Raw genomic sequence first — 14,972 nt, 5'->3', positions numbered from 1 at the left:
GCGCCGCGACAATCTATCCCTACAGCAAAAGCGCCGAAAAACCAGCGGGCCGTCGACGCCGCGATGCGGGCCGTGCTACTCCGGTCGAGGAAGAGGCACAAGACGCCAAGGATATTTGAAATACTATGAGCCGCCTGGATAGTTTCATTCGCCGCCTGAGCGCACAGCGCGACATCCTCAATGCCGTTGCCGACGAGGTCAGAACGCTTGATGGTCCCGTGCTGGAACTGGGCCTCGGCAATGGCCGCACCTTCGACCACCTGCGCGAACTTTTCCCCGATCGCCGCATCATCGCATTCGATCGGGCGGCCAATGCCTACGGCCCGTCCATGCCGTCGGCCGACAACCTCATCCTCGGTGAAATCAAGGATACGGCCAGAGGCTTCGTCGGCGCGAGGGCCTCGCTTGCCCATGCCGATATCGGCACTGGCTACGAGGACAAGGATGCGGTGACATTGACCTGGCTGCCCGGGATCATGGCCGGTGTGCTCGCTGCAGGCGGGATTGCCGTCAGCGGACTTCCTCTCGATCATCCGGATCTTCAGGCACTGCCCCTGCCCGCGGCCGTCAAGCAAGGGCGCTATTTCATCTATCGGCGTCGCTAATTTCAGCGCAGAAACAGAACATCGAACTGCTCGCCTTCGCTGGGCAGTTCGACGACTTTCATGGTCTGCTCGCCATCTTCGAAAAATGCAAGGCATTCGCCGTAGTGCCTGGCGAGATCGGCAACGAAAGCCTTGGCCTGATCCTTGCCATAGAAGGTAGGGGTAAATTCCATATAGAGCGGCACCTTGCGTGCCATCAGTGCCTGCATCGACCGGCAGGCAACCGGCTCATAGCCTTCGATATCCATCCAGATCAGGCCGATATCGGCGGGATGGATACCGGCCTGCTCCAGAATATCGGGAACGGGCAGGACGGGAACCGAGATTTTCTCGTCGCTTGCGCTTTGGCGCAACGCGCTGCTTTTGCCGTGATTCTTGTGATTAAGATAGAAGTCGAGCTGCCCACCGCGATCGCCAGCGGCACAATTGACCGCCGTTACCATCTCCTGCAGGCCGTTATCGGCGATGTTGATCGTCAGCAGCCGGAAATTGCGCGGATCCGGCTCGACGCTGACAATGCGGTCATAGGCGCCGCTGAGGGCAAAATAGCAGGTTTGCGTACCGATATTGCCGCCGAGCTCCAGAAGAACAGAGCCTTTGCGCACCAGGCCGTGCTCGCGCAGCACGCTCAGCAGCCGGTCGACATGATCGCGCTCGAAATGCCCTTTGCGAAACACCTTGCGGCCGATGTAATCGGCCGGCGAGAAGCTCAGGACATGGTCGCCGCAGTCCACCGTCATCGTCTTGACGCGCGGACCGAGCGCGCTGACGAGAATGTCCCGACCCAGGCGCGTGTCGAACAGGCGAGTGGCGATCTGATCCCGTTTCCTGCGAAGGGCGCGGCGCCAGTATTTTCTTGTGAGCATCTTGCGGTCGAACATGTCGAGCATCCCTACACCAGGACCGTTCCGTTGCAAACGGAGAAGATCGGCCGATGCGCTGCCGGTGCCCTGTCCGGAACGTCAGGCAAAGCGGCCGCTCGTTTCCTTCGAAACGATATAGACCCGCAGAGGCTCGCCGCGGCCGCGCACGGCAATCTCGCGGCTTTCGATGCCCTCCATATCGACCTCCGAAAGTCGGGCCACCGGCTCGGAAAAGACGAGCGCGCTATTGAATTCCTTGGCGGCGCTTTCCAGGCGGCTGGCGACATTGACCGTGTCGCCGATCGCGGTCACGTTCTTGACGCTGCCATACCCCATCGAGCCGACTACGGCCGAGCCGCTATGAAGCCCGATGGCGATTTCAAGTGGAGCGGCCAGTTCGTCGGCCAATTCCGCGCTGAGCTTGTCGATCTCCTGTATGATCGCGGCCGCGGCCTTCAATGCCTGACGGTTTGCCTCCTTCGGCGTGGTGCGCAGGCCGAAGAGCGCCATGGCGCCATCGCCGATGAACTTGTCCATACGGCCGCCATTCTCCTCGATGATGCGGCCGACGATGGCGAAATAGCGGTTGAGCAGGAAGACGATGTCGAAGGGAAGACGCGATTCCGTCAGCGAGGTAAAATGGCGCAGATCGCAGAAGAAGACGACGATCTCGCGCTCGCGGCCGGGGCTGGCGGTCTGGCTATAGACGGGGATCGTCGCCTCGGCCATCGGTGTCAGGAGCGGGAGGACGCTGACATTGCCGGTGGGGCGCAGCTGGCAGGCAAGCCTGACATCCGGCGTGGCGCCGATCCGGTTCAATGTCTTCTGCTCCAGCGGCTCCGGCGGCGGCAGGTTTTCCGCCCCCTCGATGATCTGAACACGGCAGGTGGAGCATTGGCCCTTGCCGCCGCAGACGGAATAATGCGGGATGCCGCCAAGGCGGCTTGCCTCGAGCACGCTGAAGCCGCGCGGCGCATGCACGACCTCGCCGCCCGCATAGCGGATGGCGATCTGATATTGCCGCTCACGCAATCTGCGATGCGCGCGGAAGCCGAAGAGAGCGACGATCGACAGGCTGAAGACCCCATAGAACCCGGCACGGTAAGGCCATAGGGTCTCGGCCATCTGACTGCCCGGCACAGACCCCTTCTCGCCATAGCTTCGCATGTCGCTATAGTAGCCGCCTCGGTAGCCGCGTTCGTCTTCCCGGGCAGCCTCGTGCGTCACGGTCTTGCCCATTGCGGCAAAGCCGAGCAGGGCAAGAACCGGCAGGACGATGGCGAGCGACAGCATTACGGGCGCAATCGCCATGTACCAGGCACGGTAGCGCAGCCAGAAATGAACACCGATGCAGCCGTGAAGCCAGACGATCAGAAGCAACAGCGACTGACGCACACCGTTGACCGGCGATGTTACCCAGAGGCTGCGCACGATGGCGCTGTAGGTGTCGTGATAGCCGTAAACCTCATGCACGATGCGGGTGCCGACGATGTGATCGATCAGGAGCAGCGGCACCAGCAGGCCCGTGACCATCTGGAAGGCCTCGCCGGCAGGCATGACGAGCGTGCGGCGCCCGTAAAGCATCCGCAGCACGAGCAGAATGTGGACGATCAGGGCTCCATAAAGAAGCACGGTTCCCACGGGATTGCGCCAGACGGCCATGAACCAGTGCTGTGCGTGTTCTGCCACGCCGAGTGAAATCAGCCCGAGGGCGTGATTGGCCAGATGCATGATCACGAAGGCGAACACGATCAAACCGGAGCCAAGGCGCAGCTTTCGCACGAGGCGATCGGACATTATTGGCTTTCTTGCCTCGATGGTCATCAAACCCAATGTATATTGCCCGTTCACAACAGGTGGAAAAACGGCTATCGCCTATTCATCTACAGCGCCGCCCGTCATATATGACGCGCAAAGGTCGCTGTAGCACTTTTAATCTGCTGCATAATTTTATCCTCAAATCGATTCCGATTTAAGGAATTATGCAGTAGCCGCAACGCCGCACACTGTCGAGGATGCGGCTTTTTGAAGCAGGGACCTTATTGTCACGCAACCGGTCGGAATTCGGGCAATTCTCTCACAATTCGGGCTCGTACCATCACTTAATCGTCAACCACGTGCCGGCAGTATGAAAATCGCCTTTTACGCCCCCTTGAAATCCCCCGGCCACCCGGTTCCGTCAGGCGATCGGCTGATGGCGCGCCAGATCATCTCGGCGCTGGAAATCGCAGGACATCAGGTCGACGTCGCTTCCGAATTGCGAAGCTTCACACCGACGCCGGAAGCCGATCCACGCATGGAGATCGCCCGGCAGGCGGAAGGCGAAGTAGATTGCCTGCTCGAGCGCTGGCAGGACGAGAGGGCGCCCGACCTTTGGTTCACTTACCATCCCTATTACAAGACCCCCGACCTTATCGGCCCATCGATCGCGAGAAGGCTCGGCATTCCCTATGTCACGGCGGAGGCATCCTATTCCCGCCGCCATGATGAAAACGGCTGGGGTGAAAACCAGCGCCTCATCGCCGATGCCGTACGGCTTGCCGCCGTCAATCTTTGCTTTACCGAAAGGGATCGGATCGGCCTTGAGGATGCGATCCCGGATGGCCGCTACGAACGTTTCCTGCCCTTCATCGATACCGCGCCCTTCGCCCGCTCGTCCTCCGATCCGCGACGGCTGATTACCGTGGCAATGCTGCGCAAGGGCGACAAGTTCGACAGCTACACCATACTTGCTAAAGCGCTAGATCTCATCCGCGATCAGGATTGGACCTTGACCATCATCGGCGATGGGCCGATGCGGACCGAGGTGAGATCACTGTTTTCCACGTTCGAGGAGAGACGGATAGAGTGGCGCGGGGAACGCTCCACCTTGGAGATCGCCGAGGAGCTTGCGAGCTCCGGCCTCTATGTCTGGCCCGGTTGCAATGAGGCCTATGGCCTTGCCTATCTCGAGGCACAGGCGGCGGGCCTACCCGTGATCGCGCAGGCGACGGCCGGCGTGCCGGAAGTGGTGATGGCGGGCAAAACCGGATTGCTGACGCCCGAGGGCGATCTGGAGGCCTATGCCGATGCGATTTCGCAGCTTCTCGGCGATCAGCATCAGCGACAGGCCATGGCGGACGCAGCCTACAGCTTCGTTCACCAGGAACGTTCCTTGAGCGCCGCATCGAAGCGGCTAGAAACCATTCTTCGAAACTATCTGGGAGATATTCATTATGAACGATAGAGCCGAGTGGCAGCCCTTGCGCGAGGAGTTGCGGCGCTGGAGCGCTGCCGGGCGAAAGGCAAAGCTATGGTTCCGCGACGACGACGCCATCGAGCCGACCCCTGCCCTCGATCGGCTTCTATCACTTTCCAATCGGTTCGACGTGCCCATGGCGCTCGCGATCATTCCGGGACCGACAGGCGAGGCTCTGGCCGAACGGCTGGAGGGCGAAAGCCGCATCACAGCGACAGTGCATGGCTGGACGCACCAGAACTATGCTCCCGATGATACCAAGAAGCAGGAGCTCGGCCTGCACCGGCCAAAGGCTATCGTGCTTGATGAGCTTCATCGCGGCTTCGACAAGCTGAAAGCCCTGTACCCCTCACAATTTGTTCCGCTGCTGGTGCCGCCATGGAACCGGATCGACGATGCGCTGCTGCCGCATCTCGAACCTTTCGGCTATCGTGCCGTCTCGGTCTTCGGGCTGGCGAGGCAGGCGCCCATCAGCCTAATCAACACGCATATCGACATCATGCGATGGCATGACGTGCGTGGAGGCTTGCCGCATGCTGAAGTGATCGGACGCCTGGTGGAGGAGCTTCAGAACCGCTTCGATGGCAATGACGAACCGATCGGCGTGATGACCCACCATCTCGCCCACGATGATCTCGCCTGGGATTTCGTCGAGGCATTGTTTGCTGAAACGGCCGGCCATGCCGCCATCGAATGGCGGCCGGTCGGCAATTTCATCAGTTAGAGCATTTCCAGGAAAAGTGCGCACCGGTTTTCCGTCCGGAATGCGTAAAGGAACAATAAGATAGAGCTTTTCCGCGATTCGAAGAAAAGCGGAAAAGCTCTAGCGCAATTCCAGCGAGCGCAGCCGTCGCGGCAAGCTTCAGAGCTGCAGCGACTGCCCGTCAAAGGCGACGAATGCGCCGGGGAAGCTCTGCTGCGCATCGCGCTGCATGTCGTCCAGCTCGCGGTCGGTGCGGCCGGGAGCATGGTGAAACAGGGCCAGCCGCTTCGCGCCGGCCTTCTTGGCGAGCTTGATGCCCTCTTGCCAGGTGGAATGGCCGAAGCCCAGATATTTGGGCATCTCGGCTTCGAGATAGGTCGCGTCATAGATTACGAGATCGGCATCGGCCATCAGGGCGAGCGCTGCCTCATCGAGCTTGCCGGCCATATGCTCGGTATCGTAGACCATGGCGATGACCCGGCCCGACCATTCGATGCGGTAGCCGATGCAGCCGCCCGGATGGTTCAGCCTGGCCGTGTGCATCACGATGCCGGGATGCGGCTTCAGCGTATCACCGGCGGCGAAATCACGAAAGCTCATCTCGGCACGACAGATATCGGGTTCGACGGGGAACCATGGCGGCCGCATGAACTGGCCGATCAACTGCCGGGTCGTCGTCTTGCCGGCAAGATGGCCAGACCAGAGATCGACACTGACCCTCGGATCATAGATGGCATTGAAGAAGGGCAGGCCGATGATGTGGTCATAGTGCGAATGCGTGAAGAAGAGATCGATGTCGCGGACCCCTTCCTTGGCCAGATAGGCCGCCGCTTCGCGCAACCCCGTCCCGGCGTCGAATAAGATATGCCTGCCATCATGCCGTAACTCAATGCACGACGTATTGCCGCCGTACCGCTCAAATTCCGGTCCCGATACAGGGATGCTTCCCCGCACGCCCCAAAATTTCAGCTCGAAACTATCGTTGTTCATGGAAGTTTTTACACCATTCCCCTTTCGGTCAAAAAAAGCACACTTTTGCTATTGTGCGAAGCCAGCAATTTCCAAAAGTCGTGCGGTGGTAAAAACTGGATCTAATATCGTTCGATCGATACAGATCGTTGGGCGAACGAACACCGCCGACGGATCGGATAGACCTAATATAGGTATGGCTTGACAGAATAGATAAGGGGCCGGGCTTGACGCTCCGGTTCGAGGGTCAGGCACATGATCGTGATCTTGACGGAAAGAGGCCTTTGAAAGGACCAAGAATCGCGGCGGTCGTCTGCTTACAGCGTTGCGGCCGACCGCGCCGCCTGTTCGTAATATCCGGACAATGCCCTGAGATGCGAGGCGATATCGGACAGGCCATCCTGCGACAGGCCGGAGACCTTCGTCGCCTCCACCAGCAAGCGCTCGCGAATTTCGGTATAGCGCTTCAGTGCATCCAGGCCCTTGTCGGTGACCCGGATCGTCTTTTCCTTGCCGGCCTTGCCGCTTTTGACAAGCCCCGCCGCCTCCAGTTTCTTGATGGCGTAGTTGGCGACATGCGTGTCCTCGATATCGAGGACGAGGCAAAGATCTGCGAGCGTTTTCGGCCGGTCGCGATGCCGCACGGAATGAATGATCAGGATCTCGACCGGCGAAAGGCCGGGCACGCCGGCCGCGGCCATGCACCGCACCAGCCATCGATTGAAGGCATGGGAAAAGAGGATCGACCCGTATTCCAGCTCCGACAGGGCCGGCGAGCTACCGCCGGCAAGATGGGCTGACGAGACGATCAATTCGCGTCGTTCACTCTTTTCCTCGGACGTCACCTGAAAACTCCTTCGAACCGGATCAAGGCCCTGCAGATCAACAGGCCGAGCGGTCGATTGACGCTCGGCTCCAGCATTACATTGCTATTCGTCTCGCTTTCCATACCCGCCACCCGTGGGGGTGACGACCGTGAAGGCCTCGCCCGCCTCGAGAACCGTATGGGCCGAGCCGATTAGCTCCTCGATCCTGCCATCGTTGCGACGGACATAGTTGCGGCCTGTCTGTCCGGCTTCGCCGCCCTTGACGCCGAAGGGCGCTACGCGCCGATGGCCCGATAGAATGGCGAATTCCAGCTTTTCGCGGGTGCGGATGGTGCGCTGCGTGCCGCTGCCGGCATTCCACTTGCCGCGCCCGCCGGAATTCGGGCGAATATGGAAATCCTCCAGCACGACCGGAAACCGCGTCTCGAGGATTTCAGGATCGGTCAGGCGCGAATTGGTCATATGCGTATGAACCGCATCAGCGCCATTGAAGCCTGGCCCTGCTGGCGCGCCGGAGCAGATCGTCTCATAATATTGATAGGCATCATTGCCGAAGGTCAGATTGTTCATCGTCCCTTGGGCTGCTGCGAGTGCCTCGACCGCGCCGAACAGGCAATTGGTCACGGCCTGGCTGACCTCGACATTGCCGGCAACGACGGCGGCCGGATATTCCGGCGTCAGCATCGTACCTTCGGGGATGATGATGCGGATCGGCCTGAGGCAACCAGCATTCATTGGAATATCGGCCTCGACGAGAACGCGGAAGACATAGAGCACGGCAGCGCGGGTCACCGGCCGCGGCGCATTGAAATTGTCGGGGCGCTGCGCCGACGTACCGGTGAAATCGACCGTCGCCTCGCGCTTGTCCTTGTCGATCGAGATCCTGACGACGATCTTGCAGCCCTGATCCATTTCGTAGCTGAACTCGCCATCCGACAGACGGTCGAGGACACGGCGCACGCTTTCCGCCGCGTTGTCCTGAACATGCCCCATATAGGCATCGACGACATCTTCGCCGAAGTGGACAATCATCTTCTTCAGCTCGGCCACGCCTTTCTCATTGGCGGCGACCTGTGCCTTGAGATCGTTGATGTTCTGCGCGAGCGTACGCACCGGATAGCGCGCTCCCGTCAGCAGCTTGGTAAGCTCTTCCTCACAGAAACGGCCGCGATCGAGCAGCTTGAAATTGTCGATATAGACGCCTTCCTCCTCGATATGGGTAGCAAGCGGCGACATCGATCCTGGCGAAATGCCGCCGATATCGGCATGGTGGCCGCGGCTGGCGACCCAGAAACGGATCTTCTCACCCGCGTCGTCGAAGACCGGGGTGCAGACCGTGAGATCGGGCAGATGCGTGCCGCCATTATAGGGCGCGTTGATGAGGAAGACGTCGCCGGGATGGATGACGGCGTTTTCGCGGATCGCGGTCGCGACGGACGCATCCATCGAGCCGAGATGAACCGGCATGTGCGGCGCGTTGGCAACCAGATTGCCTTCCGCATCGAAGACGGCGCAGGAGAAATCCAGCCGTTCCTTGATATTGACCGAATAGGCGGTGTTCTGCAGCGTCATGCCCATCTGCTCTGCGATCGACATGAAGAGGTTGTTGAAGATCTCCAGCATGACAGGATCGGCTTTGGTGCCGATGGCGTTGCGCTCCGGCAGCGCCTTGATGCGCTTGAGGACGATATGATCCTTGATCGTCAGCTGCGCCTGCCAGCCGTCCTCGATGACGATCGTCTGATTCGGCTCGATGATGATGGCCGGGCCGGTCACGGTCTGGCCGGGCTTGATCGCCTGGCGCAGGACGATGGCCGCGTCGTGGCTTTCGCCGCTTGAGTAGAAGGAGGTGCGCCGTGCGGCTTGTGCCTCACCTTCGGCAGCGGCCTCGAGTTCCACTGCGATATCGGCAGCCGCGCCGCCGATCGTTTCAATTTCCACGGCCTCCACGACCAAGGGCTTGCCTTCGGCAACGAAACCGAAACGACGCTTGTGCAGCGTTTCGAACTGGCTGCGCAGTCGCGAGGGATCGTCGGCTTCCGGAAAGGTCGTCTCGACCGCCAGCAGCGTATCGGTGCCAGCATAGCGGATATGGGCGCGCTGGACCGTTTTGATGTCGCTCGTTGCGACGCCCTGCGCTTCCAGCTCGGGCACGCATTCGCCGCGCAATTCGTTGCCGAGTACCGCGATGGCGGCAGGTGCGGCGTCATCAAGGGAAACACCCAGCGCCTTCTGGCGCGTTGCCCTGATATCGGCAAGCCCCATGCCATAGGCGGACAGAAGGCCGGACATCGGATGCAAAAGTATGCTCTTCATTCCGAGCGCATCGGCCACCAGGCAGGCATGCTGCCCGCCGGCACCGCCAAAGCAATTGAGCGCATAGCGCGTCACGTCATAGCCGCGCTGCACCGAGATTTTCTTGATTGCCTCGACCATGTTGGCAACGGCGATGCGGATGAAGCCATCGGCGACGTCTTCCGGGCTGCGGCCATCGCCGATCTCGGCTGCAAGGGCGGCGAACTTGGCGCGCACCGTCTCGACATCGAGCGGCTGGTCCTGGTTGGGACCGAAGATCGAGGGGAAGAATTCCGGTAACAGCTTGCCGGCCATGACATTGGCGTCGGTGACGGCCAGCGGCCCGCCGTTGCGATAGCAGGCCGGCCCCGGAAAAGCGCCGGCGGAATCCGGGCCGACGCGGAAACGCTCGCCATCGAAATGCAGGATCGAGCCGCCGCCTGCGGCCACGGTATGGATGAGCATCATCGGCGCACGAACGCGAACACCGGCCACCTCCGTCTCGAAGGCGCGCTCGTATTCGCCGTCGAAATGCGCCACATCGGTCGAGGTGCCGCCCATGTCGAAACCGATGACATTGGCAAAGCCTGCCTGCTCACCGGTCTTTGCAAGCCCGACCACGCCGCCGGCCGGACCGGAGAGGATCGCATCCTTGCCCTGGAACATATCGGCCGCCGTCAATCCGCCCGACGACATCATGAACATGACGCGCGCGCCGGTGCGCTCGACATCGAGCTCATCGCAGACCTGGCGGATATAGCGGCCGAGCACGGGTGACAGATAGGCGTCGATGACGGCCGTATCGCCACGGCCGACGAGCTTGATCAGCGGCGAGACCTCATGGCTGACAGAGACCTGCTCGAAGCCGATCGATCTTGCGATCCTGGCAACGGCAGCCTCGTGCGCCGGGAATTTATAGGCATGCATGAAGACGATGGCGACGGAGTGATAGCCCTTGGCGAGGAGGTCACGCAGCGCCGTTTCGGCGGCCGTTTCGTCCAGAGCGAGCTCGACGGTGCCGTCGGCAAGCACCCGTTCCTCGATCTCGACGACATCTTCATAAAGCGCTTCCGGCTTGACGATCTCGGTCGCGAAGATCTTCTTGCGCTCCTGATAGCCGATGCGCAGCGCATCACGGAACCCCTTCGTCGTCACCAGCGCAAGGCGTTCGCCCTTGCGCTCAAGCAACGCATTGGTGGCGACGGTGGTGCCCATGCGAACCTCGCCGATCGCACCTTCGGGAACCGGCTCACCCTTGCCGAGACCGAGATGAAGACGAATGCCATGAACGGCCGCATCACGATAGGCCTCAGGATTTTCCGAGAGGACCTTGCGGGCATGGAGAGCGCCGGACGGATCACGCCCGACGACGTCGGTGAAGGTACCGCCGCGGTCGATCCAGAAATCCCAACGACCCGAAATGTTCTCCGACAAATCCGCCTCCAGCAGAATAACGATGATAATATATCGATAAATCGTCAACGTTTTGTCGTCAACATGAATTACCGGTGCCGGCGGCCGGGTACGATTTTTGTCAGCATAACACCTGCGGCGAGCCCGATCTAATCCTCGAAGCGGCCCGTTCCCTCGCGATCGTGATCATATCGTCTCGCCAGCGGAAACGGCGGCAGCCAGGATTCGCGGCGGACGGTCCAGAGTTCGTAGGTCGGCTTCAACTGATCAGGAGCATCGAGAGACCCGAGGTTCACTTCGATTTCGTCCGCACTTCGCGAGAAAACGGGCGAGCCGCAGTGCGGGCAGAAAAATCGGCCGGCGTAGTCGCGTGTCTCGCCTTCGATCGTCACCGCATCCTCGGGAAAGATCGCGGAGGCATGGAAAAGCGCGCCGTGATGCTTACGGCAGTCGAGACAATGACAAATGCCGACCCGATAGGGGCGCCCCAATGCGACAATCCGCACCTTGCCGCACAAGCAGCCGCCGGTAAATCGGTCCATCTTGCACCTCCTCAAAACAAGCAGGAGAACTGTTTACGACAAGCGGAACAGTCGCCGCAACCGCAGGCGGCTGGTGGAGAAGATATAGGGTTTCATTATAAGGCCGCGCTCCATTGGAGCACAGCCGGAGTAGATGCGCTAATGCAATCCACCGACGCCGAGCAGACGCTCGACCGCGCCATGATCCGCCGCCAGAGCTTCGGGCGTCCCCTTCCAAGCAAGCCGACCGCGCTCCAGAATGATCACATCGCTTGCAAAATCCAGTGCGCTCTGGATGCGTTGCTCCACCAGCAGGATCGTCATGTCGCCTGACTTGGCAAGCTTGGCGAAGGCGGCCATCAGTTCTTCGCAGATGACGGGCGCGAGCCCCTCCAGCGGCTCGTCGAGAAGCAGGGCGGAAGGGCGGCCGAGGATCGTGCGGGCCGTCGACAACATCTGCTGCTCGCCGCCGGAAAGCTGGCTGCCTAAATTTCTGCGACGCTCCTTCAGGCGCGGGAACATGTCATAGGCTTCCTGCAAGGCACTCTTCGGCCGCCCCTTCAGCCCAACGGAGAGATTTTCCTCCACCGTCAGCGTCGGAAACACATCCCGCGTCTGCGGCACGTAGCCGAGCCCCTGATGGGCGCGCCGGGCGCTCGGCAGGCCGGCAATATCGGCAGAGCCCAGCCGGATGCGGCCATCATAGCGTCGGGTCTGGCCGGCAAGCGTCGCAAGCAGCGTGCTCTTGCCCATGCCGTTGCGGCCGAGCACGGCCAGCCGGCCGCCGGCCGGCACGGAAAAGGAAACCCCTTCCAGCACCCGCGTCGGTCCATAGCCGGCCGATAGATTTTCCACTTCAAGCGGCGTGGCCGGCATTGGCGTAGCTCCCGAGATAGGCTTCGCGCACACGCGCATCCTGTGTCACGTCTTGCGGCGACCCGTCGAATATGATCGTGCCGGCAGCCAGTACCACCACGCGCTTGGCGAAGCGGAAGACGAGGTCCATGTCGTGCTCGATCATCAGCACCGCGAGATCGGCGGGCAGATCGGCCAGCGCCTGCTCGATGCGGCCCGTATCGCTCTGCGGCACGCCGGCGGCGGGTTCATCCAGCAGCAGCACCTTCGGCTTGAGGGCCATGGCGACGGCGATCTCGAGCAATCGCTGCTGGCCATAGGCAATCTCGCTGACCTTGCGATGCGCGAGAGATGCGAGACCGAGCGTGCTGAGTAATTCCTCCGTCTCGGCCATGACGTCGCGCATGGCGAGGAAGTTGCCGAACATGCGGCCGGATCGGCCGGTCCGCTGCAGCACCGCCATGCCGACATGCTCGGCCGGTGTCATATCCTGAAATAGCCGTGTCACCTGGAACGAGCGCACCAGCCCGCGCCTGACACGGCCGATGGCATTGACCTTGTTGACGTTCTGCCCGCTGATGCGGACCTCGCCGGAATCCGCCGGCAGATTGCCCGTCACGAGGTTGACGAAGCTGGTCTTGCCGGCGCCGTTCGGGCCAATCAGGGCCACGCGATCTCCCGGCGCCATCGACAGGCTGACATTGTTGGTCACCGTCAGACCGCCGAACGCCTTTTTCAGATTGCTGACCTCGAAAATCGCGCTCATGTCCGCGCCTCCCTGCGGCGGGCGACATAGGCGGCGGCCGTGCCGTAAATACCCTTGGGCGCGAAGAGAACGACGAGGATCAGAAGCGCGCCGACGATGGTCAGCCAGTGGAAGGGATTGGCGGCGGAGACGTAATCCTCGAAGAGCATGAAGATCAGCGTGCCGACAAGCGCACCGAACAGCGAACCGGTGCCGCCGAGGACAAGCATGACAAGCGCCTCGGCCGATTGCGTGAAGGAGAGACTGTCGAGGCCGACGACCTGCGTCGAGATCGCGGCCAAGGCGCCGCCGATGCCTGCAACGGCGCCGGAGATCATGTACATCTTGATCAACGCCACTTTCGGTGAAGCACCCATGGCGCGGATGCGCAAGGGATCCTGCCGGATGCCGCGGCAGAGCATGCCAAAGGGCGAACGCACGAGAAAGCGCAGCAGCACGAGCGCGATCAGCAGCAGCGCGACGCCATAGAGGTAGGCCGTATGCCCGTAAAGATCGAACTCGAACGTGCCGAACAGTGGATCGGCTGAAATGCCCGACAACCCGTCACTGCCGCCCGTCCAGCTCGATGCCTTGTTGGCGAATTCGTGGAAGAGATAAACCAGCGCGATCGACAGCACGAGTTGCGGCAGTCCATGCGCTCGCAATATGACGACGCCGCAGATCAGGCCGGCAACGGCTCCGGCGACGATACCGGCAAGCGTCATCAGCAATGGATCGTTGATGCCGTAATGGGCGGATGCGATGCCGGCGGCATAGGCACCGGCACCGAACAGCGCCGCGTGGCCGAGGGTCGCCACGCCACAATAACCGGTGACGAGATCGAGCGACAGAACGAGAAGCGCGATCGCGATCAGACGGGTGAGAAGAGCGAGGTTATCCGGAAACAACAGGTAGCCGGCGGCAGCCACGAGAATAATGACCGCAACTGCAATCAGATCCTGCCCGAATGTACGATGTCTGCTCACGATCGGTGCGGCCTCTCTTTCAAGGGTCAAAGCCATGTTACTTCATTCTCCCGGCAAAGCCGCGCGGGAAGACGCAGACGATGGCAATGACGGCCAGATAGAAGAAGAATTCCCCATATTCCGGCATGAGATAACGCCCCGTCGTATCGATGCAGCCAAGGATGAGGCAGGCAAGCAATGCGCCGGAGATCGAGCCGGCACCGCCGACGGAAACGACAACAAGGAACGTCACCATATAGCGCAGGGCATAATAGGGTTCGACCGGCAGAAGCTCCGCACCGACGACGCCGCCAAAGGCGGCCAGCCCAACGGCAATGGCGAAGCTGACCGCATAGACGATTTCCGTCCTGACGCCGAGCGCGGCCGCCATCGCGGCATTATCGACCGAAGCGCGCAGCTTCACGCCGAAGGAAGTCTTCTCGATCGTGTACCACAAGGCCAGAGCGACGATGAGGCCGCAGACGATCGCGAAGATGCGATGCGTGCCGATGGTACGGAAGCCAAGATCGACGGAGCCTTGTAGGCTGCCTGGCAAGGGAATGGTCTTCAAGGTCGGGCCGAAGACATAATTGGCGATACCGATGATGCAGAAGGTAATCCCGATCGTCATCAGCACCTGCGTCAACTCAGGCGCACCATAGATGCGCCGGTAAAGCAGACGCTCGATCGGGATCGAGATGATGACGGTGCCGACCACGGCCAGCAATACGGCGGCAGCATAGCCAAGTCCCAGATCATGCGCGGCATAGGAGGCGATATAGCCGCCGATCATGGCAAAAGCGCCGTGTGCCAGATTGACGACGCGCATCAGCCCCATGGTGACGGAGAGGCCAATGGAGATGACGAACAGCACCATGCCATAAGCGAGGGCATCGACTGCTATGCTGAGCACGGTTTGCATTGAAATCGCTGGTCCGGTTGTTGTAGCGCGACCGCCGTCGTCACACGCCTG

At 61.0% G+C, this 14,972-nt stretch carries 13 protein-coding genes; 3 read left to right on the top strand and 10 right to left on the bottom strand.

The genetic code is table 11. The features are described from left to right. The first annotated feature begins 125 nt into the window (after nucleotides 1-125). Nucleotides 126-605 (top strand): class I SAM-dependent methyltransferase, encoded by a 480-nt coding sequence (locus tag FP026_RS13760; protein WP_149635187.1) that lies wholly within the window; start codon nucleotides 126-128, stop codon nucleotides 603-605. A 2-nt stretch (nucleotides 606-607) separates the two neighbouring features. Here FP026_RS13760 and FP026_RS13755 read toward each other — a convergent pair whose 3' ends face one another. Next, complete coding sequence (locus FP026_RS13755) at nucleotides 608-1,486, bottom strand: FkbM family methyltransferase (RefSeq protein WP_149635186.1); 879 nt, start codon at nucleotides 1,484-1,486, stop codon at nucleotides 608-610. An 81-nt stretch (nucleotides 1,487-1,567) separates the two neighbouring features. Further along, a complete protein-coding gene (locus FP026_RS13750; protein WP_149635751.1) occupies nucleotides 1,568-3,292 on the bottom strand; it encodes an adenylate/guanylate cyclase domain-containing protein in 1,725 nt (574 codons plus the stop codon). A 304-nt stretch (nucleotides 3,293-3,596) separates the two neighbouring features. Between FP026_RS13750 and FP026_RS13745 the strand changes: the two genes are divergently transcribed. Together FP026_RS13745 and FP026_RS13740 are read left to right on the top strand one after the other, a co-directional pair. After that, the gene (locus FP026_RS13745; RefSeq protein ID WP_149635185.1) at nucleotides 3,597-4,694 is read left to right on the top strand and encodes a glycosyltransferase family 4 protein; all 1,098 of its coding nucleotides are present in this window, start codon (nucleotides 3,597-3,599) and stop codon (nucleotides 4,692-4,694) included. Beyond that, nucleotides 4,684-5,430, top strand: a complete 747-nt coding sequence (locus FP026_RS13740) for a polysaccharide deacetylase family protein (protein WP_149635184.1) — start codon at nucleotides 4,684-4,686, stop codon at nucleotides 5,428-5,430. The genes FP026_RS13745 and FP026_RS13740 overlap by 11 nt, the downstream gene beginning before the upstream one ends. A gap of 138 nt (nucleotides 5,431-5,568) precedes the next feature. Here the strand turns inward: FP026_RS13740 and FP026_RS13735 are convergent, their stop codons facing one another. The 8 genes from FP026_RS13735 to FP026_RS13700 all read right to left on the bottom strand — a co-directional run bounded on the left by FP026_RS13735 (nucleotide 5,569) and on the right by FP026_RS13700 (nucleotide 14,921). Beyond that, nucleotides 5,569-6,399, bottom strand: a complete 831-nt coding sequence (locus FP026_RS13735; protein ID WP_149635183.1) for an MBL fold metallo-hydrolase — start codon at nucleotides 6,397-6,399, stop codon at nucleotides 5,569-5,571. A 296-nt stretch (nucleotides 6,400-6,695) separates the two neighbouring features. After that, nucleotides 6,696-7,223, bottom strand: coding sequence for a winged helix DNA-binding protein (locus tag FP026_RS13730; protein WP_149635182.1), 528 nt, complete (start codon nucleotides 7,221-7,223; stop codon nucleotides 6,696-6,698). An 84-nt stretch (nucleotides 7,224-7,307) separates the two neighbouring features. Next, nucleotides 7,308-10,934: a hydantoinase B/oxoprolinase family protein gene (locus tag FP026_RS13725; protein WP_149635181.1), complete on the bottom strand. Its 3,627-nt coding sequence runs from the start codon at nucleotides 10,932-10,934 to the stop codon at nucleotides 7,308-7,310. Nucleotides 10,935-11,062: 128 nt separating this feature from the next. Beyond that, the gene (locus FP026_RS13720) at nucleotides 11,063-11,455 is read right to left on the bottom strand and encodes a GFA family protein (RefSeq protein ID WP_149635180.1); all 393 of its coding nucleotides are present in this window, start codon (nucleotides 11,453-11,455) and stop codon (nucleotides 11,063-11,065) included. Between the two features lie 138 nt (nucleotides 11,456-11,593). Next, nucleotides 11,594-12,310, bottom strand: coding sequence for an ABC transporter ATP-binding protein (locus FP026_RS13715; RefSeq protein WP_149635179.1), 717 nt, complete (start codon nucleotides 12,308-12,310; stop codon nucleotides 11,594-11,596). Then, the gene (locus FP026_RS13710) at nucleotides 12,291-13,055 is read right to left on the bottom strand and encodes an ABC transporter ATP-binding protein (RefSeq protein WP_149635178.1); all 765 of its coding nucleotides are present in this window, start codon (nucleotides 13,053-13,055) and stop codon (nucleotides 12,291-12,293) included. The genes FP026_RS13715 and FP026_RS13710 overlap by 20 nt, the downstream gene beginning before the upstream one ends. After that, a complete protein-coding gene (locus FP026_RS13705; RefSeq protein WP_149635177.1) occupies nucleotides 13,052-14,056 on the bottom strand; it encodes a branched-chain amino acid ABC transporter permease in 1,005 nt (334 codons plus the stop codon). The genes FP026_RS13710 and FP026_RS13705 overlap by 4 nt, the downstream gene beginning before the upstream one ends. A 1-nt stretch (nucleotide 14,057) precedes the next feature. Further along, nucleotides 14,058-14,921, bottom strand: coding sequence for a branched-chain amino acid ABC transporter permease (locus FP026_RS13700; protein ID WP_149635176.1), 864 nt, complete (start codon nucleotides 14,919-14,921; stop codon nucleotides 14,058-14,060). Between the last annotated feature and the right edge of the window lie 51 nt (nucleotides 14,922-14,972).

The sequence above is a fragment of the Martinezella tropici genome, assembly GCF_008370325.1.
GTDB classification, from domain to species: domain Bacteria; phylum Pseudomonadota; class Alphaproteobacteria; order Rhizobiales; family Rhizobiaceae; genus Rhizobium; species Rhizobium tropici_B.
Note: the sequence above shows the minus strand (reverse complement) of the source record. Positions and strands in the feature narration are given on the sequence as shown.

Bases quoted from the DNA above. Each gene is read 5' to 3' on its own strand.
- FP026_RS13720 (WP_149635180.1), bottom strand. From the start codon at position 11,455: ATGGACCGATTTACCGGCGGCTGCTTGTGCGGCAAGGTGCGGATTGTC.
- FP026_RS13715 (WP_149635179.1), bottom strand. From the start codon at position 12,310: ATGCCGGCCACGCCGCTTGAAGTGGAAAATCTATCGGCCGGCTATGGA.
- FP026_RS13705 (WP_149635177.1), bottom strand. From the start codon at position 14,056: ATGGCTTTGACCCTTGAAAGAGAGGCCGCACCGATCGTGAGCAGACAT.
- FP026_RS13750 (WP_149635751.1), bottom strand. From the start codon at position 3,292: ATGACCATCGAGGCAAGAAAGCCAATAATGTCCGATCGCCTCGTGCGA.
- FP026_RS13745 (WP_149635185.1), top strand. From the start codon at position 3,597: ATGAAAATCGCCTTTTACGCCCCCTTGAAATCCCCCGGCCACCCGGTT.
- FP026_RS13735 (WP_149635183.1), bottom strand. From the start codon at position 6,399: ATGAACAACGATAGTTTCGAGCTGAAATTTTGGGGCGTGCGGGGAAGC.
- FP026_RS13760 (WP_149635187.1), top strand. From the start codon at position 126: ATGAGCCGCCTGGATAGTTTCATTCGCCGCCTGAGCGCACAGCGCGAC.
- FP026_RS13755 (WP_149635186.1), bottom strand. From the start codon at position 1,486: ATGTTCGACCGCAAGATGCTCACAAGAAAATACTGGCGCCGCGCCCTT.
- FP026_RS13740 (WP_149635184.1), top strand. From the start codon at position 4,684: ATGAACGATAGAGCCGAGTGGCAGCCCTTGCGCGAGGAGTTGCGGCGC.
- FP026_RS13710 (WP_149635178.1), bottom strand. From the start codon at position 13,055: ATGAGCGCGATTTTCGAGGTCAGCAATCTGAAAAAGGCGTTCGGCGGT.
- FP026_RS13700 (WP_149635176.1), bottom strand. From the start codon at position 14,921: ATGCAAACCGTGCTCAGCATAGCAGTCGATGCCCTCGCTTATGGCATG.